Source organism: Lacisediminimonas profundi (assembly GCF_008831265.1).
Taxonomy (GTDB): domain Bacteria; phylum Pseudomonadota; class Gammaproteobacteria; order Burkholderiales; family Burkholderiaceae_D; genus Lacisediminimonas; species Lacisediminimonas profundi.
Genome location: NZ_VTTH01000001.1, coordinates 121,910 through 141,933 on the forward strand (window position 1 = coordinate 121,910; position 20,024 = coordinate 141,933).

General features: G+C 64.2%; 15 protein-coding genes. 13 read left to right on the forward strand and 2 right to left on the reverse strand.

The features are described from left to right. Positions 1-15 precede the first annotated feature (15 nt). Complete coding sequence (locus tag FVE66_RS20415; RefSeq protein ID WP_241672951.1) at positions 16-6,012, forward strand: hybrid sensor histidine kinase/response regulator; 5,997 nt, start codon at positions 16-18, stop codon at positions 6,010-6,012. A 96-nt stretch (positions 6,013-6,108) separates the two neighbouring features. Here the strand turns inward: FVE66_RS20415 and FVE66_RS00580 are convergent, their stop codons facing one another. Continuing rightward, positions 6,109-7,617, reverse strand: a complete 1,509-nt coding sequence (locus FVE66_RS00580) for a cryptochrome/photolyase family protein (protein WP_151445451.1) — start codon at positions 7,615-7,617, stop codon at positions 6,109-6,111. 173 nt (positions 7,618-7,790) lie between these two features. On the opposite strand from FVE66_RS00580, the gene FVE66_RS00585 reads away from it, so the two are divergent. From FVE66_RS00585 to FVE66_RS00610, 6 genes are read left to right on the forward strand one after another with little or no spacing between them, the layout of a single operon-like run. Beyond that, on the forward strand, positions 7,791-8,426 hold the full coding sequence (locus tag FVE66_RS00585; RefSeq protein ID WP_151445452.1) for a YqgE/AlgH family protein: 636 nt from the start codon (positions 7,791-7,793) through the stop codon (positions 8,424-8,426). A gap of 28 nt (positions 8,427-8,454) precedes the next feature. After that, positions 8,455-8,844, forward strand: a complete 390-nt coding sequence (gene ruvX / locus FVE66_RS00590; protein WP_151445453.1) for a Holliday junction resolvase RuvX — start codon at positions 8,455-8,457, stop codon at positions 8,842-8,844. Beyond that, positions 8,831-9,337 (forward strand): bifunctional pyr operon transcriptional regulator/uracil phosphoribosyltransferase PyrR, encoded by a 507-nt coding sequence (gene pyrR, locus FVE66_RS00595; RefSeq protein ID WP_194164338.1) that lies wholly within the window; start codon positions 8,831-8,833, stop codon positions 9,335-9,337. Before ruvX ends, pyrR begins: the two co-directional genes overlap by 14 nt. Further along, positions 9,330-10,289 (forward strand): aspartate carbamoyltransferase catalytic subunit, encoded by a 960-nt coding sequence (locus FVE66_RS00600; RefSeq protein WP_151445455.1) that lies wholly within the window; start codon positions 9,330-9,332, stop codon positions 10,287-10,289. The genes pyrR and FVE66_RS00600 overlap by 8 nt, the downstream gene beginning before the upstream one ends. A 3-nt stretch (positions 10,290-10,292) precedes the next feature. After that, a complete protein-coding gene (locus FVE66_RS00605; RefSeq protein ID WP_151445456.1) occupies positions 10,293-11,591 on the forward strand; it encodes a dihydroorotase in 1,299 nt (432 codons plus the stop codon). 16 nt (positions 11,592-11,607) lie between these two features. Continuing rightward, positions 11,608-12,360, forward strand: a complete 753-nt coding sequence (locus tag FVE66_RS00610; RefSeq protein ID WP_151445457.1) for a lysophospholipid acyltransferase family protein — start codon at positions 11,608-11,610, stop codon at positions 12,358-12,360. On the opposite strand, the gene FVE66_RS00615 is transcribed toward FVE66_RS00610, so the two are convergent. Then, the gene (locus FVE66_RS00615; protein WP_151445458.1) at positions 12,345-13,193 is read right to left on the reverse strand and encodes a symmetrical bis(5'-nucleosyl)-tetraphosphatase; all 849 of its coding nucleotides are present in this window, start codon (positions 13,191-13,193) and stop codon (positions 12,345-12,347) included. The two genes, FVE66_RS00610 and FVE66_RS00615, sit on opposite strands and share 16 nt — an antisense overlap. 175 nt (positions 13,194-13,368) lie before the next feature. Here FVE66_RS00615 and FVE66_RS00620 point away from each other — a divergent pair, with 175 nt between their 5' ends. The 6 genes from FVE66_RS00620 (at position 13,369) to dnaG (ending at position 19,932) form a co-directional block, all read left to right on the forward strand. Next, positions 13,369-14,745, forward strand: coding sequence for a phosphomannomutase/phosphoglucomutase (locus FVE66_RS00620; protein ID WP_151445459.1), 1,377 nt, complete (start codon positions 13,369-13,371; stop codon positions 14,743-14,745). Between the two features lie 16 nt (positions 14,746-14,761). Beyond that, a complete protein-coding gene (gene waaC, locus FVE66_RS00625; protein WP_151445460.1) occupies positions 14,762-15,769 on the forward strand; it encodes a lipopolysaccharide heptosyltransferase I in 1,008 nt (335 codons plus the stop codon). Beyond that, the gene (waaA, locus tag FVE66_RS00630) at positions 15,766-17,085 is read left to right on the forward strand and encodes a lipid IV(A) 3-deoxy-D-manno-octulosonic acid transferase (RefSeq protein ID WP_151445461.1); all 1,320 of its coding nucleotides are present in this window, start codon (positions 15,766-15,768) and stop codon (positions 17,083-17,085) included. Before waaC ends, waaA begins: the two co-directional genes overlap by 4 nt. A gap of 137 nt (positions 17,086-17,222) precedes the next feature. Then, on the forward strand, positions 17,223-17,435 hold the full coding sequence (gene rpsU, locus FVE66_RS00635; protein WP_005665410.1) for a 30S ribosomal protein S21: 213 nt from the start codon (positions 17,223-17,225) through the stop codon (positions 17,433-17,435). Between the two features lie 234 nt (positions 17,436-17,669). Further along, positions 17,670-18,119 carry a GatB/YqeY domain-containing protein gene (locus FVE66_RS00640; RefSeq protein WP_151445462.1) on the forward strand — a complete coding sequence of 150 codons (450 nt, stop codon included), beginning with the start codon at positions 17,670-17,672 and terminating at the stop codon, positions 18,117-18,119. Between the two features lie 13 nt (positions 18,120-18,132). Beyond that, positions 18,133-19,932 carry a DNA primase gene (dnaG, locus tag FVE66_RS00645; RefSeq protein WP_151445463.1) on the forward strand — a complete coding sequence of 600 codons (1,800 nt, stop codon included), beginning with the start codon at positions 18,133-18,135 and terminating at the stop codon, positions 19,930-19,932. Positions 19,933-20,024 lie beyond the last annotated feature (92 nt).

Consider the following 20,024-nt stretch of genomic DNA (forward strand, 5'->3'; position numbering starts at 1 on the left):
AATACCGAGGCAGTCATGACATCGCTATCCAATTTGCCAGTCCAGACCAGCAGCTTCGACACGGGGCCGCTGTCGTGGGTGATGAATGAAATCCGCGAGGCGCTGCAGCGTTCGCGCACACTCGTCGACGAGGCGCTGAAACAGGATCCGGAGACGCAGTCGACCTCGCTGCGCCAGGCGCGTTCCTTCCTGCACCAGGCGCATGGCGCCTTGCAGGTCGTCGACATCGACGGCGTATCCGTGATTACCGACGCCATCGAGAAAATGCTCGACTCCGTGCTGGCCGCAAAGCCGGTGTTTTCGGAGGGCGTTGCGCGCGCCCATGGCAGCGCTTGCGTCGCCATCGTCGAATATCTCGAAGAATTGCTGTCTGGCGGGATGCAGCAGCCGGTGCGCCTGTTTCCCTACTACAAGTCGGTGTTGCAGGCTTCCGGTAATGAGAAGGCGCATCCGTCCGACCTGTTCTTCCCCAATCTCGCAATCCGTCCCCAGCTTCCAGTCGAGCCGCGTCAGGGTGGCGTGGTCGAATTTGCGTCGCTGCGGCAACGGTTCGAGCGTGCGCTACTGCCATTCCTGCGCAGCAGCGATGCCCAGGGTGAATGCCGTGCCGCTGGCGACATGGCGGCGTTGGTCGCTGAAGTGGAGCGCGCCCAAGCCAGCGCGGAAGCGCGCCGTTTCTGGTGGGTACTGCGCGGATTTGCCGAAGGCGTTGCCGGTGGAGAGATTCCCGCCGAGCTACACGTCAAGCAGTTGTTCGGCCGCATCAACCTGCAGCTCCGGCGGCTCGCCGACGGCAGCCAGGGCGCAGTGGAGCGGCTGGTTCGCGACGCCTTGTTTTTCATCGCAGCAGCGTCCCGCGCCAGCGGCCGCACGGCCCAGGTCAGGAGCGCCTACCAACTCGATGGCCAGGTGCCGGAAGATTACGAACGGCGGCGCTACGGCCAGGTGGATGGCTCGCTGCTCGCTGCGACACGCGAGCGGCTGAACGAGGCAAAAAACCTGTGGAGCCGCCTGGTCAGTGGCGACAGCACGGTCGGCGCGCAGTTCGAGAAGGAAATGCAGGCGCTGGCAGATGCCGGGGCCAAGCTGCAGGCGCCTTCGCTGGAAAAGCTGCTGAGAGAGCTGAACGGTATTGCACGCGCCGCCCATAGCCAGCCGGGCGAAGTGCTGGCGCTGGAAATGGCCGGAAGCCTGTTGTTCGTCGAGAATGCGCTGAACCATACCAGCCGCCTGTCCGATAGTTTTGCAGAAAGGGCGGAGGCACTGACGGCGCGTCTGCTGTCGGTCGTGGCAGGGGAACAGCCGGGCGGACAGACGCAGTGGCTGGATGACATGTCGCGCGACGCCCAGCAGAAAGAAACTGTCTCGGTGCTCGCTGGCGAGATGGCCACCAGCCTGAGCCAGGTCGAGAAAGGCCTGGAGGAATTCTTTGGCGACTGCACGCGGCGTGCTGCACTGCCGGTGGTCGACGCCACGCTGCACCAGATCGAAGGCGCCCTCGCCATCCTTGAGCAGGACGATGCGCGGCTGGCGGTGGCCGACACCCGTGCCGCCGTCAGCCGCTTTGCCGCACTGCCGCCGGAGCAGGGGCCAGACTCATCGGAATCGCACCGCGTTGCCCGCAACCTCGGGGCATTGAGCTTCTTCCTCGAAACCCTGCAGAAGCAACCGAACGCGGCGCGCGAGCGCTTCAGCTTCGATTCGAATGCCGGTAGTTTCCATGCCAGGATGGCCGACCCTGACCGCTCGGCCGGGCTCGATGTCGTGGTCGATCCGTTGCCCGAACCGGTGCCCGAATTTTCCGCGTTGCCGGAATTGCCCGAATTGCCCTCGAATACGGCAGCACAGCCGGTTCCGGCCGTCGACTCTGCCGCGATCCCTGCGCTGGAAGACCCGGTTCCGTCCTTGCCGTCCCTTGATATTGCGCCGAAGGAAGCGGCCGCCGCTGCCGTGGTCAGCAGCCAATCTCCGGCACCGGCATCAATATCGCAGCGCGACGCCGAGGTCGACGCCGAACTGCTGGAAATTTTCCTTGGCGAGGCCGAAGAAGTGCTCGAATGCGTGACGACCACGCTGCCCATGCTGGAGGCAGAGCCGTCCAGCACCGCGCACCTGACCACGCTGCGCCGCTCCTTCCACACGCTCAAGGGCAGTGGCCGCATGGTCGGCCTGAGCGCATTCGGCGATGCGGCGTGGAGCATCGAGCAAGTATTGAACCTGCGGCTGGCGGATGCGGCACCCGCCACTGCCCCCTTGACAGGCTTGCTGCATGCCGCCACGACGGTACTCGGGCGTTGGGTTTCCGACCTGCGCACCAGTGGCACATCGGGCTGCACGCCGGATGCGCTGGTGGCGGCTGCACAGCGCGTGAAAGACGGCGCCGATTTCCACATGGACGCCGAAGTACAGATACTTGATGCTGCTGCAGTCGACGCGCCGCCGATTGCCGCCGACCTGCCCGGGCTTGCGTCCGGGGGGCATGCCTTCACGCTCACCGTCGATGAAGAGATCGTCGCCTCCATGCCATCCGCCGATAGCCTGGATGAGTGGGCGGAGCAAGACGATCGGGTGGCGGTCGCCGAAGATGGCATTTCCTTGACCTTCGACATCGGACTGGACAGTCCTGATGCCAGCGGTGAGCGCGCGCTCCCGGTCATTGGCGAGGGCGATGGCGAACTTGCCACCGATTTCCCGGAGCTCGATGTCGATGCCGACTTGCCGGTCGAGACCGCGCAGACCGGGTTCGATGCGTCGTTCGAACTGTCCGTCGACGAGCCATTGTCCGTAACTCCGGGCAATGCGAATTTTGGCGCGAATTCTGGTGATGAGCTGCCGGTGTCCGCGCACGGTCAGTCCAGCGATGACGTCGCTGGGGACGAGGCTGACGAGGCTGGCGAGGACCTGCTTCCGGCGTTCGAGGCCAGCCAGGTAATTGAAGCGGACTTCGAACCTGTCGCGCCCTTCGCGGCAGCACCGGTTGCGCAGGAAAACATTGCGCGTGTCATCGACCTGGCAGCGGCGCGGCCTGTCGAGCGCCGCATTGACGACAACATCAAGCGCATTGGCACGCTGGAAATCAGCCTGCCGCTGTACAACATCTATCTGGCCGAGACAGACGATCTGGTGCGGCTGCTGTCGCATGATTTCGCCGAATGGCGGCACGAGCCCGAGCGGCCGGTCCATACGACTTCGGTGCATGCGGCGCACTCGCTGGCGGGCAGTTCCGCCACGGTCGGTTTCATGGCCGTGCACGAAATTGCACACGCGCTGGAAATGATCCTGCAATCCCTGGCGCGCCGTCCGGTCCAGTTGCTGGGATCGGATTTCATGCTGATGCAGCAGTCGGTCGAGCGGATCCGGAGCATGCTGTCCACTTTCGCGCTGGGCGACCTGCCCGCTGACGAGCCGTCGCTGGTACAGGCGCTGGAAGGCCGGCTGGCGGACATCGGGCTGCGGCCTGGAATTGGCGATGAAGCTGCCGACGCGACCGATGCTGATGCGACCGATGTTGCAGGCACGGCCGATCCGGCAGCGACGGCAGATGCGCCCGGGCCGGCAGGCGTGGCCCCCGCACCCGCCTTGCCCGCGCATGCGGAACCCGAACCATCGAAGCCGGCCACCGGCGGCTTGCCGGCAGAGTTGCTGCAAAACGACGAACTCGACCCGGACCTGCTACCGATCTTCCTGGAGGAAGGTCGCGACATGTTGCCGCAGATTGGCCGTGAACTGCGAGCGTGGCAAGCCTCCCTGGCGGATACCGGCCATCCTGCGGCGCTGCTGCGACTGCTGCATACGATCAAGGGAAGTGCGCGCATGGCCGGGGCAATGACCTTCGGCCAGCACATGCATGAAATGGAAAGCCGCATCGAGCATATCTGCGGCCTGGGCGCGCCGACGCGCGATGCGATCGACGATTTGCTTAACCGGCTCGACCTGGCACTGTTCATGTTCGATCGCCTGCAGAATCCGCAGGCCGCAGCATCGGACGTCGTCACCGGCACGCCGTCGGCGGAGTCCGGTGCAGCGCTGGCTGCGAACCAGCTCGCTGTTTCACAGGGGTCCGGCACGAGCGCGGTCGCCGCATCGCAGGCACTGGGCGTGCGCGCCGGCGCAGCCGCCGCAGCGGCAATGTCACCGGTGCCCCTGGTTCGTGTTCGCGCCGACGTGCTCGACCGCTTGGTCAACCAGGCGGGTGAAGTGTCGATTGCCCGTTCCCGGGCGGAAACCGAAGTGGGCGGCTTGCGCCAGTCGCTGGTGGACCTGACCGAGAACGTGTCGCGCTTGCGCACGCAATTGCGCGAGATCGAGATCCAGGCCGAATCGCAGATGATGTCGCAGATGGCGTCGTCGACCGAGCGCGAATTCGATCCGCTTGAGTTCGATCGTTTCACCCGGCTGCAGGAACTGACCCGGATGATGGCGGAAAGCGTTAACGACGTGGGCTCGCTGCAGGGCACGCTGTCGCGTACGCTGGACAACACCGACGCCGCGCTGATCAGCCAGGCGCGCTTGACGCGCGAACTGCAGCAGGACCTGATGCGGGTGCGCATGGTGCAATTCTCCAGCATCTCGGAGCGCCTGTACCGCGTCACGCGCCAGGTTGCGAAGGAAGTCGACAAGCGCGTCAACCTGGACCTGCGCGGCGGCACGGTGGAGGTCGACCGCGGGGTGCTGGAAAAAATGGCCGGTCCGTTCGAGCACCTGCTGCGCAATGCCATCGTGCACGGCATCGAATCGCGCGCCGACCGGGCTGCTGCCGGAAAGAACGAGATCGGCGAAATCCACATCGAAGTACGGCAGGAAGGCAACGAGGTCGTGATCCAGTTCGCCGATGACGGCAGTGGACTCGACCTGGAGCGCATCCGCAGCAAGGCGCAGTCGGTCGGGCTGCTGGATGCCGACGCGCAACCGGCCGAGGCCGAATTGCGCGACCTGATTTTCCATCCGGGCTTCACCACGGCTTCCGAAGTGACGGCCCTGGCCGGGCGCGGCGTCGGCATGGACGTGGTGCGTTCAGAGGCGGCATCGCTGGGTGGCAGGATTGAAATCCAGAGCGATGCGGGGCAGGGTGCGCGCTTCCTGATCCGGCTGCCGCTGACCCTCGCCGTCACGCAGGTGGTGTTGCTGGCGGCTGGCGGCAAGACATTCGCCGTGCCCTCGGTACTGGTCGAGCAGGTGCAGCAGCTCAAGTCCGGTCCACTGGCCGCCGCCTACAACGAAGGCGGGGTGATGTGGCAGAACCGTCGCGTGCCCCTGCATTACCTGTCTTCACTGCTGGGCGATACTGGCAGCGTGCCGGTATCGCAGCAGTATTGCCCGGTGGTCATCCTGCACAGTGGCAATGAACGGGTGGCGATCCACGTCGATGAAGTGATAGGCAACCGCGAGGTTGTGGTCAAGAACATCGGTCCGCAATTGTCGCGCCTGGTCGGCATAGCCGGCGCGACCGTGCTCGGTACCGGCGATATCGTGCTGATCCTGAATCCGGTGCCGCTGGCCCAGCGCGCCGCTTCCACTCTGCTGCGCGCGCCGCGGATCACGGCTTCCGACGCACCGGACGACATGGGTGCGGTGGCCGAGATTGGCGCGCCGGCCGAGCTTGGCAGCGAGCCGGTGCAGGGTTTGCGGTCCCAGTCGATCGTGATGGTGGTCGACGATTCACTGACCGTGCGCCGCGTCACGCAACGCCTGCTCACCCGCGAGGGTTATCAGGTGGTGTTGGCCAAGGATGGCATTGACGCGCTCGAACAGTTGCAGTCGATCACGCCCGACGTCATGCTGCTGGACATCGAAATGCCGCGGATGGATGGTTTCGACCTAGCCCGCAACGTTCGCAGCGATGAACGCACGCGAGCGATACCGATCATCATGATCACCTCGCGCACTGCGGCCAAGCACCGCAATTACGCGATGGAGTTGGGGGTCAACGAATACCTGGGCAAGCCGTATCAGGAGAGCGAGTTGCTGGGCCTGGTCAAGGGCTTCGTGGGGCGCGAAGTGGTGGCGGGATAGTTCTTGGGGCGGCGCACGCCAAGAACGCTCCCTCCCCTTGAAAGGGAGGGAGCCATAAAGTCGATCGGCCGTCGACGCCTGACTATTTTCGAAGTGTCAAACTGGCGATTCGGGTGATGCCTTCTTCACCACCGAAAACCGCTCCAGCGTTCTCTTGCGCGCTTCATCATGTGCAACAACAGGCCGCGGATAATTCACTCCCAGCCGCACTCCCGCATCGGCCAGCGACTCCGCCGGCGCCAGCCACGGCGCATGAATCTGCTTCGCCGAGAGCCGTCCCAGCACCGGCAAATATCGCCGTATGAATTTCCCTTCGGTATCGAACCGTTCCGACTGCGTCACCGGGTTGAATATGCGAAACCATGGCTGCGCGTCGCAGCCCGTCGATGCTGCCCACTGCCAGCCGCCATTGTTGGCAGCCAGGTCGTAGTCGTTCAAGCGCTCCGCGAAATAGTGCTCCCCGCGCCGCCAGTCTATGCCAAGGTCCTTGACCAGGAAACTGGCGGTCACCATCCGCAGCCGGTTGTGCATGTATCCGGTCTGGTTCAGTTGCAGCATGGCGGCGTCGACCAATGGATAGCCAGTCCGGCCCTCGCACCAGGCGGAAAAATCCTCATCTGCCTGGGTGCCGGCTTCCCATTCGACGCGGTCGAATTCGGGACGGAACGAGTGATCCACCACATGCGGAAAATTGTGCAGGATCATGAAGTAGAAGTCGCGCCAGACCAGTTCCGACAGCCAGACGCGGGCGCCGTCCCCGCCTTCGCCTGATCGCATTGCGTCGAGCGCCATACGTACCAGGCCACGGATCGAAACCGTGCCGAAGCGCAGGTGCACCGAGAGATAGGATGGTCCCTTGATCGATGGATAGTCGCGGGTGGTGTCATAACGTGCCAGGCGCGGAAGGAAATCTTCGATCAGCTTCGAGCCGCCTGACATGCCGGTCGGAATGCCGAGCTGGCGCAGGTTGGTGCGCTCGAAGCCAAGGTCTTCAAGCGAGATCTGCGCGTCACCGGGGGGCGGCGCGGCCAAGGCCGATTGCGGGACATCGTGCATCCACGCACCCAGTGCGGGAATCTCGGCAGCCGGCACTGCCGCGTCGGGCAACAGTTTTTTAAGCCAGGCATTCTTGTAGGGCGTGAAGACGGCGTACGGGCGGCCGGATTGCGACAACAGCTCGTCTTTCTCGAAAATCACCTGGTCCTTGAAGCTGAGCATCTGGCGTCCCTGTGCGCGCAGTGCCTGCTCCACCGCCGCGTCACGGGCGACCGCCGCCGGCTCGTAGTCGCTGTTGACCAGCACGGCATCTACCCGTAAATCTTTGGCAAGTCGCGGGATCTCGTCCCTCGCCACGCTGTGCCGGACCAGCAAACCGCCGCCGCATGCCCGTAGCTCGGCGGCGAGTTCCTGCACGCTATCGAAAATGAATTCCACCCGCCGGTCGGCCCGCAATCCTCTTTCCAGCAAGGGGGCGAGGATTTCACGGTCGAACACGAAAACACAGTACACGGCACGGCTGTTCTGCAGGGCGAAATGCAGGGCGGCATGGTCGAAATTGCGCAAGTCACGCCGGAACCACACCAGGCTAGTATCGAATCGGGGCATTGTAGGAATCAGGAGATATCAGGACAGATCGGCAGAAATCGGGAGGAATCGTAAGGAATAGCAAGGAATCGCAAGGAATCGGCATAGAAGGCCGGATGCAGGGCGGATTGGCGCACATCATACAGCCAGCCCGGCGCTGATGATCTGACAAGCAAAGCTGATAAAATCTGGCCATGCCCTCGCCGAAGACCAGCAACACCGAACCCGCATCCGGCGCCCGCGCCGGGCAGGAACCATCCGACGGACTGCAACTTGCAGACCATTTCCTGATCGCCATGCCGTCCATGCTCGATCCCATGTTTGGCGGCACTGTCGTCTACATGTGCGAGCATAATGCCGAAGGCGCACTCGGCGTGATCATCAACAAGCCCACCGACATGACCATGAGTGTCCTGTTCGAGCGGCTTGAACTGACTCTCGAAATACAGGCGAACCGGGTGGGCGTTGGCGAGCGGCCGGTGCTGTTTGGCGGTCCGGTCCAGGTCGAGCGCGGTTTCGTGCTGCATGCGCCCTTCGGCACGTATTCGTCGACCCTGGCCGTGACCGAACAGGTCGTCCTGACAACGTCGAAGGACGTGCTGGAAGCGGTTGCCGCGGGAGCCGGCCCGGAGCGGCTGGTCGTCGCGCTCGGTTGCGCTGGCTGGAGCGCCGGCCAGCTGGAAGAAGAAATCTTGCGCAACGGCTGGCTCACTGTCCGCGCCGATCCCGCGATCATCTTCGACCTGCCGATTGAAGAACGCTTCGTCGCGGCGCTGAAATTGCTCGGCATTGACCCGTACATGCTCAGCGCTCAGGCTGGGCACGCCTGAGCGCCGGGCCCATGCTGAACTGTTCGCATTGAAAACCTGTCTTGCCTTCGATTTCGGCCTGAAGCGCATCGGCGTGGCGGTTGGCAACACCGGGACGCGCGTGGCGCAGCCGCTGGCCGTCATTGACGAAGCGACAAATGAAGGAAAATTCAGCGCGATCGCAGGGCTGGTCCAGGACTGGCAGCCGGCGCTCTGCGTGGTGGGCTTGCCGCGTCATCCCGATGGCGCTGAGCACGAGATGACGATAAGATGCCGACGCTTCGCGAATCAATTGCATGGCCGGTTCGGCGTCGAAACCGTTCTGGTGGACGAGCGATTTTCCTCCGCAGTGCTGCCGCAGCGGCGGGGCGAGCGGATCGATGCGCAGGCCGCCGCAGTGATCCTGCAACAATACTTTGACGAAAATGCCCAATCTTGATCTTGATGCCGAAGCCCTGTACCAGACCCTGGCGGGGCAGGTGCGGCAGGCGCTGTCCGCTGTCCAGAACCCGGCCATTGTCGGTATCTATTCCGGCGGCGCCTGGCTGGCCGAGCGGCTGGCGGCAGAACTGCAACTGACGGCCCGCCTGGGCTTCATCGACGTTTCTTTCTATCGCGACGATTTCGCCGAGAAGGGCCTGCATGCGCAGGTCAAGCCGAGCCAGATCGGCTTCGAGGTCGACGGCGCCAGCATCCTGCTGGTGGACGATGTGCTGTACACCGGCCGTACTACCCGTGCCGCGATCAATGAGCTGTTCGACTATGGCCGGCCCGAACGCATCATGCTGGCGGCGCTGGTTGACCGTGGCGGCCGCGAGTTGCCGATTGCGGCCGATTTCGTTTCCGCCACGGTGCAGCTGCCGCCCGGGCAATCCCTGGTCCTGCAGCGCGCAGATGATGGACGACTATCTTTCACCGTAGACCATGCATAATCCGCAACTTAACAAGAACGGCGAGCTGCAGCACCTGCTCACCATCGAGGGGCTGCCCAGGGCAGTCGTCACCCAGATACTGGACACCGCATCGTCCTTCGTCAGCATCGGCGATCGCGAAGTCAAGAAAGTCCCGCTATTGCGCGGCAAGAGCGTGTTCAACCTGTTCTTCGAGAACTCCACGCGCACCCGCACCACTTTCGAAATCGCATCGAAACGCTTGTCGGCCGACGTCATCAACCTGAACATTTCGGCTTCCAGCGCTTCCAAGGGCGAGTCGCTTCTCGACACCATCGACAACCTGTCGGCCATGCATGCGGACATGTTTGTGGTGCGCCATGCGCAGTCCGGTGCGCCTTACCTGATTGCGCGGCACCTGTCGGAAACCAAGCAGTCCCATGTGCATGTGGTGAACGCTGGCGATGGCCGCCATGCCCACCCGACCCAGGGTCTGCTGGACATGTACACGATCCGGCACTACAAGAAAGACTTCAGCCAGTTGCGGGTGGCCATCGTTGGCGACATCCTGCACAGCCGGGTGGCGCGTTCCGACATCCATGCGCTGACCACGCTGGGCGTGCCCGAGGTGCGGGCGATCGGGCCCCGCACGCTGCTGCCGGGCGGGCTGGAGCAGATGGGCGTGCGCGTATTCACCAGCATGAACGAGGGCCTGAAGGACGTCGACGTCATCATCATGCTGCGCCTGCAAAATGAACGGATGAGCGGTGCGCTGCTGCCGTCGGCGCAGGAATTCTTCAAGAGCTACGGCCTGACGCCGGAGCGGCTGGCGCTGGCAAAGCCGGATGCGATCGTCATGCATCCGGGGCCGATGAACCGCGGCGTGGAGATCGATTCCGCGGTAGCCGACGGCGCGCAAGCCGTGATCCTTCCGCAGGTGACCTTCGGCATCGCGGTGCGCATGGCGGTAATGAGCATACTGGCAGGGAATTAAGCGATGAAGCTTGAAATTATCAACGGCCGCCTGATCGACCCGGCAAACGGAATCGATGCCGAATCGGCCTTGTACATAGCAGACGGCAAGGTGGCCGGCGTCGGCCGCGCACCGGATGGCTTTCGCGCCGACACCACCATCGACGCCCGTGGCCTGGTGGTCGCGCCCGGACTGGTCGATCTTTCCGTACGCCTGCGTGAACCCGGCTACGAATACAAGGCGACGCTGGAATCCGAACTGCGGGCGGCGGTGCAGGGCGGCGTGACCACCCTGGTATGTCCGCCGGACACCGATCCGGTGCTGGACGAGCCCGGCCTGGTCGAGATGCTGACCCACCGCGCCCGCCTGCTGAACCAGGCGCACGTCTATCCCCTGGGCGCACTCACGATGGGCCTCAAGGGCGAGGCATTGACCGAGATGGCGGAACTGACCGAGGCCGGCTGCATCGGCTTCTCCCAGGGCGACCAGGTCATTACCGACACCACGGTAACGCTGCGCGCGCTGCAATATGCCAATACCTTCGGCTACACCGTCTGGTTGCGCCCGCAGGATCCGCACCTGGGGCGCAACGGCGTTGCCCACAGTGGCGCGGTTGCTTCGCGCCTGGGCCTGGCTGGCGTGCCGGTGATGTCGGAAACGATTGCGCTGCACACGATATTCGAGCTGGTGCGTTCGACCAGCGCACGGGTGCACCTGTGCCGCATCTCGTCGGCGGCGGGGATAGCACTGATCCGTGCGGCAAAGAAAGAAGGCCTGCCGGTCACTTGCGATGTCGGCGCCCACCACGTGCATCTGACCGACATGGACATCGGCTTCTTCGATTCGAATGCACGGCTGCTGCCGCCGCTGCGCTCGCAACGCGACCGCGATGCGATCCGGGCCGGGCTGGCCGACGGCACCATTGATGCAATCTGTTCCGACCATACTCCGGTGGACGATGATGAGAAGCTGATGCCCTTTGGCGAAGCATCCCCGGGCGCGACTGGTCTCGAACTGCTGCTGTCGCTGGCGCTGCGCTGGGCGGACGATAATCCGGCGCAGGGTTCGCGCACTGCGCTGGCGCAGGCAATCGCCAAGATCACGTCGGAGCCGGCGCGGGTGCTGGGCCTGGCGTCCGGCCAGCTGGCCCCCGGAAGCGATGCCGACATCTGCATCTTCGACCCGGCTGCGCGCTGGAAAGTGGTGCCGGCAGCGCTGGCCAGCCAGGGCAAGCACACGCCTTTCCTCGGGTATGAACTGCCCGGCCAGGTCTGGCAGACCCTGCTCGGCGGGAAGATTGTTTTCGACCGTTTTCCGCGTTGACCGGCGCTGAACCGCGATGACGGCATGGTACCTGCTGCGCCTGATCCTGCACCTGATGGCAGGGCTGGCCACCTGTGCCGTCATATTTCCGATTGTCGCTGCGCCCCGGCGCGAGCAGCTGATCCGGCGCTGGTCGCAGAAGCTGCTGCGTATTTGCGGCGTGAAGGTGCGCACCCGGGTGCCGGCCGGCATTGACGACGCCGGGCCGGCGCTGATCGTCTCGAATCACGTCTCGTGGCTGGATATCTTCGTGATCAACGCCCGCCAGCCCTGCCGATTCGTGGCAAAGGCCGACATCCGTGACTGGCCGCTGGTTGGCTGGCTATGCGAGAAGGCGGGAACCGTATTCATCGCCCGTGGACGCCAGCGCGACGTCCGCCGCATCTTCCAGGGGCTGGTGGAAAGCGTGCGCGCCGGCGAGCGGGTAGCGTTTTTCCCTGAAGGCACCACCGCTGCCCAAGGCACGGTGCTGCCCTTCCATGCCAATCTGTTCGAGGCGGCGATCGATGCCGGCGTCCCGGTCCACCCCTACGCCGTGCGCTACCTGGATGCGGCCGATCGCCTGCATCCCGCCGCCGAGTTCATTGGCGACATGACATTCGCCCAGAGCGTGATGGAGATCCTGCGCAGGCGCAACCTGATTGCTGAAGTGATCCTGTTGCCGCCGATTTCCACGGAAAACGCGCATCGCCGCGATCTCGCCAGCGCTTCGCGGGCTTGCATCGCCGAAGCCCTGGGCGCGCGGATGGCCGATCAGCCGGGTATCTGATACTGCGCGCAGTCCACCTGGAACAGGGCGCGATCGGATAGCCTGACCGCGCTGAGCTTGCCGCCCCACACGCAGCCGGTATCCAGCGCCATCAGGTCCGGCCGCATCACCAGGCCTAGCGTCGACCAGTGTCCGCAGACGATGGGCGTGCCGGCAGTCTTGCGGCCGGGCACGTCGAACCACGGCATGAAGCCCGCGGGCGCGGCGCCTGTGCCTTCCTTGGACTTGAACTCCATGCGTCCATCGGCATCGCAGAAGCGCATCCGGGTCAGGGCATTGACGATGCAGCGCAGCCGGTCGTGTCCGCGCAGCTTGTCATCCCACTGGTCCGGCGAATTCCCGTACATGTTGGACATGAACGTGATCCAGTCAGGTCCGCGCAGCACCTCGCCGACTTCCTGCGCCAGTTCCAGCGTCTGCTGCGCGGTCCACTGCGGCAATACGCCGGCATGTACGATCAGGTGCCCGTCACGCATCAGCGCCAGCGGCTGGCGACGCAGCCAGTCCAGCAATTCGTCGCGGTCGGGTGCCGCCAGTATGTCGTCCAGCGTGTCGAGTGCATTCGGCTTGCGGATATTGTGGGCCGCCGCCAGCAGATGCAGGTCGTGATTGCCGAGCACCACGGCGCCGCGCTCGCCGAGCGATTTCATGTGCCGCAAGGTGGCCAGTGACTGCGGCCCGCGGTTGACCAGGTCGCCGACGAAAATGAAAAATGGATCGTCCTGGCCTTCGTTCTGGTGTTCGGTCTTGTGTTGCTGGTGTATGCGCTCGACCAGCATCGCGAGCGCATGCTGGCAGCCTTGTACATCGCCAATGGCGTAGGTGGAACTCATGTCGGGTCTTGATCCGGAACAGATGAAGGAAACGATGAAAGTGGCGACTCGCGCATGCCATGGCCGGCAGTGCAGATGTTTGCACTAAAATGACGGCTGCTGACGCACCGCATGTTTCGAACGTACGGGCATCGATGATACCCGCTGGCAGCCTGACCCTGAAAAAGAAGCTCACATGACCGACATCTCTCCCTCCATCTTCAAGGCTTACGACATTCGCGGCATCATCGGCAAGACCCTGGATACCGAGGTTGCGCGCCAGATCGGCTGCGCTTTTGGCAGCGCAGTGCGCGCCCGCGGCGCCACCTCTTGCGCGATCGGACGCGATGGCCGCCTGTCCGGCCCCGACTTGTCGGCTGCGCTGGCGCAGGGCCTGCAGGCGGCGGGGGTGGATGTGATCGACGTCGGCATGGTGGCCACTCCCATGCTGTACCTGGCCACCCAGATGCTGGAAGCGCGTTCCGGCATCATGGTCACCGGCAGCCATAACCCGCCCGATTACAACGGCTTCAAGATGGTGCTGGAGGGCGACGCCATTTATGGCGACACCATCCAGGACCTGTACCGCGCCATCGTGGAGCAGAAGTTCGAGACCGGCGCCGGCAGCTACCGCCAGCACGATATCCGCCAGGCCTACCTGGACCGGATTGCTGGCGACGCGAAGATGGCGCGGCCGATGAAGATTGCGGTCGACTGCGGCAACGGCGTGGCCGGCGCCTTCGCGGGCGACCTGTACCGCGCAATGGGCTGCGAAGTGATCGAGTTGTTCTGCGAGGTCGACGGCACGTTCCCCAACCACCACCCGGATCCGGCGCATCCGGAAAACCTGCAGGACCTGATCCGCTGCCTGCAGACGACTGACGCGGAACTTGGCTTGGCTTTCGACGGCGATGGCGACCGACTGGGCGTGGTCACCAAGGATGGGCAGATCATCTATCCGGACCGGCAGCTGATGCTGTTTGCGGCCGACGTGCTGACGCGGCATCCGGGCGAAAAGATCCTGTACGACGTCAAATGCACCCGTCATCTGGCGCCGTGGATCCGGCAACACGGCGGCGAGCCGCTGATGTGGAAAACCGGCCATTCGCTGGTCAAGGCCAAGATGCGCGAGACCGGCGCGCCGCTGGGCGGCGAGATGAGCGGCCATGTGTTCTTCAAGGACCGCTGGTATGGCTTCGACGACGGCCTGTATGCCGGCGCGCGGCTGCTGGAGTTGATGAGCCGGGAGCGTGATCCTTCGGCGGTTCTGAATGCCTTGCCGCAATCGTCGAGCACGCCCGAGCTGCAATTGAAGCTGGCCGAAGGCGAGAATTTCCGCCTGATCGAGCAACTGCAGCGCGATGCAAAGTTTCCCGATTCGCAGGAGGTGATCACGATCGACGGCCTGCGCGTCGAATATGCAGACGGATTCGGACTGGCGCGGTCGTCGAATACGACCCCGGTCGTGGTGATGCGCTTCGAGGCGGAAAACCAGGCGGCGCTGGAGCGCATCCAGTCCGAGTTCAAGCGCGTGATCCTGGCTGCAAAGCCGGATGCCGTGCTTCCGTACTGACCCCCGCCGCACGTTCGTGAAAATACTGATCGTACGCGTCTCCTCGCTTGGCGATGTGGTGCACAACATGCCGATGGTGGCCGACCTGCTGCGCCGTTTTCCCGACGCGCAGATCGACTGGGTGGTCGAGGAGGGCTATGTCGACCTGGTGCGCATGCTCCCCGGCGTGCGCCGCATCATTCCGTTCGGCCTGCGGCGCTGGCGCAAGAGCCTGTTGCGGCCATCGACCAGGGCCGAAATCCGCACCTTCCTGGCGACCCTGCGTGAAGAGACCTACGACATCGCCTTCGATACCCAGGGATTGCTGAAAACCGGCATCGTGATGGGTCTGGCACGGATCAGGCCCGGCGGCCAGCGGGTTGGCCTGGCCAATGCCACCGAGGGTTCGGGTTACGAGAGCGCCTCGCGCATGTTCCACACCCGCAGCATTCCGGTGCCGCGCCGCTGCCACGCTGTCGAGCGCGGCCGGCTGGTGGCTGCCGCCGCCCTCGGCTACACGCTCGACTTGCCGCCCGACTTCGGCCTCGGCACGCCCGCAGCCGGCGCCGGACAGCGCTTGCCGTGGATGCCTGCCGGTGACTACGCCGTGTTCTTCCACGGCACCGCGCGCGCCGCCAAGAAATGGCCGATTGCTTCCTGGATTGCACTTGCCCGGCAACTGGCCGGGCGCGGCTTGCCGGTTTTGCTGCCATGGGGCAGCGCCGACGAACAGCAGGCGGCGCAGGCAATTGCGGCCGGCAGCGCCAACTGCACCGTGCTGCCGCGCCTGCCGATGATGGAAGCGGTCGCGCTCGCGCGCGAAGCCGCGCTGGCGGTTGGCGTCGACACCGGATTGACCCACGTGGCTGCCGCATTCGAACGCCCGACGGTTGAGATCTATTGCGACTCCCCGCGCTGGAAGACCGAAGGCAACTGGTCGGCGAACATCATCAACCTTGGTGACGAGGGCGAGATGCCGGGAGTCGACGCCGTGGCGCAAGCGGCGCTCGGCCTGCTGCAAGGCCGGGCAGGGCGCGCCGGATGATTGCACGGACGCTGTACTCCCTTGCCTGGCACCTGGCATTGCCCGCCGTGCTGCTGCGGCTGTGGTGGCGCGGAAGGCGCGAACCTGGCTACCGGCAGCATGTGGGCGAACGCTTCGGCTGGTATGGAGGCAGGGACAATGCGCAGGACGCGCCCCCGGCTTCGGGCCGGACCATCTGGATCCACGCTGTGTCGGTCGGCGAGACGCGCGCGGCGCAGCCACTGGTCGAGGCCGTCCTGCAAGCATGGCCGGACTGCCGGGTGCTGCTGACGCACATGACGCCGACCGGGCGCGCCACCGGCGCCGCCCTGTTTGCCGGCCAGGCCGGCCGCGTGCAGCAAAGCTACCTGCCCTACGACATTGGCTGGATCGCCGCGCGCTTCCTGCGGCGATTCCGGCCCGGCATCTGTGTACTGATGGAAACCGAAGTCTGGCCCAACCTGTTGCATCAATGCGTGCGGCATGGGGTGCCGGTGGCGCTGGTCAATGCCCGCCTGTCCGCGCGTTCACTGGAACGGGCGCAAAGGCTGGAATCCTTGATGGGACCCGCCGCACGGGAAATTTCACTGGTGGCGGCGCAGACCGATGCCGATGCCCGCCGAATCGCCGAGCTCGGTGTTACGCAGGTAAGCGTGGTCGGCAGCGTCAAGTTCGATGTGGTGGTGCCGGAAGCGATGATGCAGCGGGCCGGTGAATTGCGCGCCGCCATGCAGGCGCAACGGGTGCTGTTGTGCGCCAGTACCCGCGAGGGGGAAGAGGCGTTGATACTCGACGCCTGGGCTGCGGCAGTGCCGGAGAATGTGCGGCTGGTGATCGTCCCGCGCCATCCGCAGCGTTTCGACGACGTCGCCAGGCTGGTCGAGCAGCGTGGCTTGCGCGTGTTCCGTCGCTCCGGCGCGGGCCGGGAATCCATGCGCGGCGCCGCCGGCGAGACGGTCTTTCTCGGCGATTCGATGGGAGAAATGTTCGCCTACTACGGCGCTTGCGACGTCGCCTTCGTCGGCGGCAGCCTGTTGCCGCTGGGCGGCCAGAACCTGATCGAACCCTGTGCCGTCGGCAAGCCGGTGCTGGTCGGGCCGCATACCTTCAATTTCGCCACCATTACCGAAGAGGCAATCACGGCCGGGGCAGCGATTCGCTGCGACGATGCCGGCCAGATGCTGGCGCAAGCCGTGCGGCTGCTGTCAGACCCGGAAGCGCAAACAGCAATGGGACAGCGGGCGCTGGATTTTGCCCGCCATCACCGGGGAGCAACGCAGCGCACGCTGGCGCTGCTGCGGCCGCTGGTCGAGGCGGCGCCGGACGCGCGCGCCTGAGGGGCAGGGCGAGTGCTGCCGGAAGGCAGCGGAAAGCCATGTTTGGCCGGCAATTGATCCGGGCATTTTTCGGGCTTCCATTTGCCAACCGGCCCTGATATACTTGCGGTCTTTCCACCCGAATTCCCGGTTTGTACATGACCACCATCCGTCTAAAAGAAAACGAGCCGTTTGAAGTTGCAATGCGTCGCTTCAAGCGCACGATCGAAAAAACCGGTCTGCTGACCGAGTTGCGTGCGCGTGAGTTTTACGAGAAGCCGACTGCAGAACGCAAGCGCAAGCTCGCGGCTGCCGTGAAGCGCCACTACAAGCGCATCCGTAGCCAGCAATTGCCGAAAAAGCTGTACTGATCTATATCCGCACGCGTTGCGGACAAGTTCACAACGCAAACCCGCTCCGGAAACGGTCCGAAGCGGGTTTTGGCGTTTATTGTGCTGGCGTTTGTAGTGTCTTTCACAAGTTCGTGAATGCCGGCGGCGCTCCTTGTGGCGTCGTCCGGGCGTGCAGTTTTCCGCAGTCCATCACCAGCCAATTGTCACCATTGTCACAATAGCCGGTCATCAGCCCGGCTTCGGAGAGCAATCATGAGCCTGAAAGAACGAATCACCGACGACATGAAAGCCGCGATGCGCGCCCGTGACAGCGAGCGCCTGGGTACGGTGCGCCTGCTGACCGCTGCCATCAAGCAGAAAGAGGTCGACGAGCGGATCGAACTGGATGACGCCCAGGTGTTGGCAGTGATCGAGAAAATGATCAAGCAGCGCAAGGACTCGATCACGCAGTTCGAAGCGGGCGGACGCCAGGACCTGGCCGACAAGGAGCGTGCGGAACTGACGGTGCTGGCAGCATACATGCCGGCTGCCCTGTCCGATGCGGAAGTGCAATCGGCAGTGACTGCAGCGGTGGCTGCGACCGGCGCCACCGGTCCGCAGGACATGGGACGCGTGATGGCGGTAGTCAAGCAGCAACTCGCCGGACGTGCGGACATGACCGCGGTGTCGGCGATGGTCAAGGCGGCGCTGGCCAAGCCCTAGGCCGCCGCCCGCCGTGATCCCACCCACCTTCATACAGGACCTGCTCAACCGGGTCGACATCGTCGACGTGGTTGGCCGTTACGTCCAGTTGAAGAAGGGTGGCGCCAATTTCATGGGCCTGTGCCCATTCCATAACGAGAAATCCCCCAGCTTCACCGTCAGTCCGACCAAGCAGTTCTACCATTGCTTCGGGTGCGGCGCGCATGGGACGGCAATCGGTTTCCTGATTGAATATTCAGGCCTCGGTTTTGTCGATGCGGTCAAGCAACTGGCCGATGGCGTCGGCATGGTGGTTCCTGACCAGAACGACAGGATTCCACCGGCAGTCCGTGCCGAGGCCCAGGCGAAAACCATGGCCCTGTCCGAGGCGCTGACCCGCGCCTGCGACTATTACCGTCACCAGTTGCGCGGCGCGCCGGCGGCGATCGAGTACCTGAAGCGCCGCGGGCTGAGTGGAGAAATCGCCGCACGGTTCGGCATTGGCTTCGCGCCCGATCGCTGGGACGGATTGCATGACGTGTTTCCGTCCTACGACGACGAGGCGCTGGTCGAGGCCGGCCTGGTGATCCTGCGCGAGCCGGAAGGGGGCATGCCGGCGAAGCGCTACGACCGCTTCCGTAACCGGATAATGTTTCCGATCCGGAATGGAAAGGGGCAGGTAATCGGTTTCGGCGGCCGCGTGATGGACGGCGGCGAACCAAAATACTTGAATTCGCCCGAGACGCCCCTATTTCAGAAAGGCAGCGAACTGTACGGCTTGTTCGAGGCGCGCCAGGCAATCCGCGATGCCGGTTATGTGCTGGTGACCGAAGGCTACATGGACGTCGTGGCTTTGGCCCAGCTTGGTTTTCCGCAGGCGGTTGCGACTCTTGGCACGGCTTGCACGGCGACTCACGTACAGAAGCTGGTGCGCCAGACCGATCATGTGATTTTCAGTTTCGACGGCGATTCGGCTGGCCGCCGGGCAGCAAGACGGGCGCTGGAGGCGAGTCTTCCCCATGCGGCCGACAACAGGGCCATCGGTTTCCTGTTTCTGCCGGCGGAGCATGACCCGGACAGCTACGTCAGGGAGTTCGGCGCGGACGTGTTTGCCGAGCAGGTCAGGAATGCGATGCCACTGTCGCAGTTCCTCCTCAATGAGGCCGGCACGGGTTGCGACATGAATACGGCAGAAGGACGGGCGCGGATGCAGCATGAGGCCAAGCCCATGCTGCAGGCGATGCCATCGTCGGCGCTGCGGATGCAGATCATTCGCAGCCTGGCGAAGCTGACCCTGTCGACGCCAGAAGAAATTGAAGCCTTGTGCGGGATGTCCAAGCGGCCGGCGCGCTATGCATCGGCGCCGCCGGGACGGGTGGCGCGTACCCCGCCAATGGAGCTGGAGCGCCTGATCATGCGGCTGCTGGTGGCCCATCCATCGCTGGTGTCAGTGCTGGACGAGGATGCATTGCAAACAGTGGGACGCTTTTCCCCGGATGGTGGCGCCATGCTATCCGAACTGGTCGGGCAGTGCCGGGCGGTCGGGGAAGGGGCTGGTTTCGCTGCGCTGACCGAGCAGTTGCGCCTGACAGGCAGCGATTTTGACAGTGTGATTGCGGAAGTTGCCGGCGACACCGAAACCGATCCCGAGGTGGCGCGCCAGGAATTGCGCGGCGCCTTGCGGCAAAGCAGCTTGCGTTTGCTCAAAAGCGAGCTCGAGCAACTGGTGGCGGGCGGATTGCGCAGTGAAACAGATCGGGAGCATTACCGTGAATTGATGAGAAAACAAGATGCGCTGCGTCGGCAATCCGATGCCGAGGCGGCGGCGCGCTAGATCCTGTTCTCGACCGGAAATAGCAGCGGCTGTGCTATAATTAAAGGCTTTTCAATCAAAGTCTTACGGCGAGTCCACGAGGTGGCAACGAA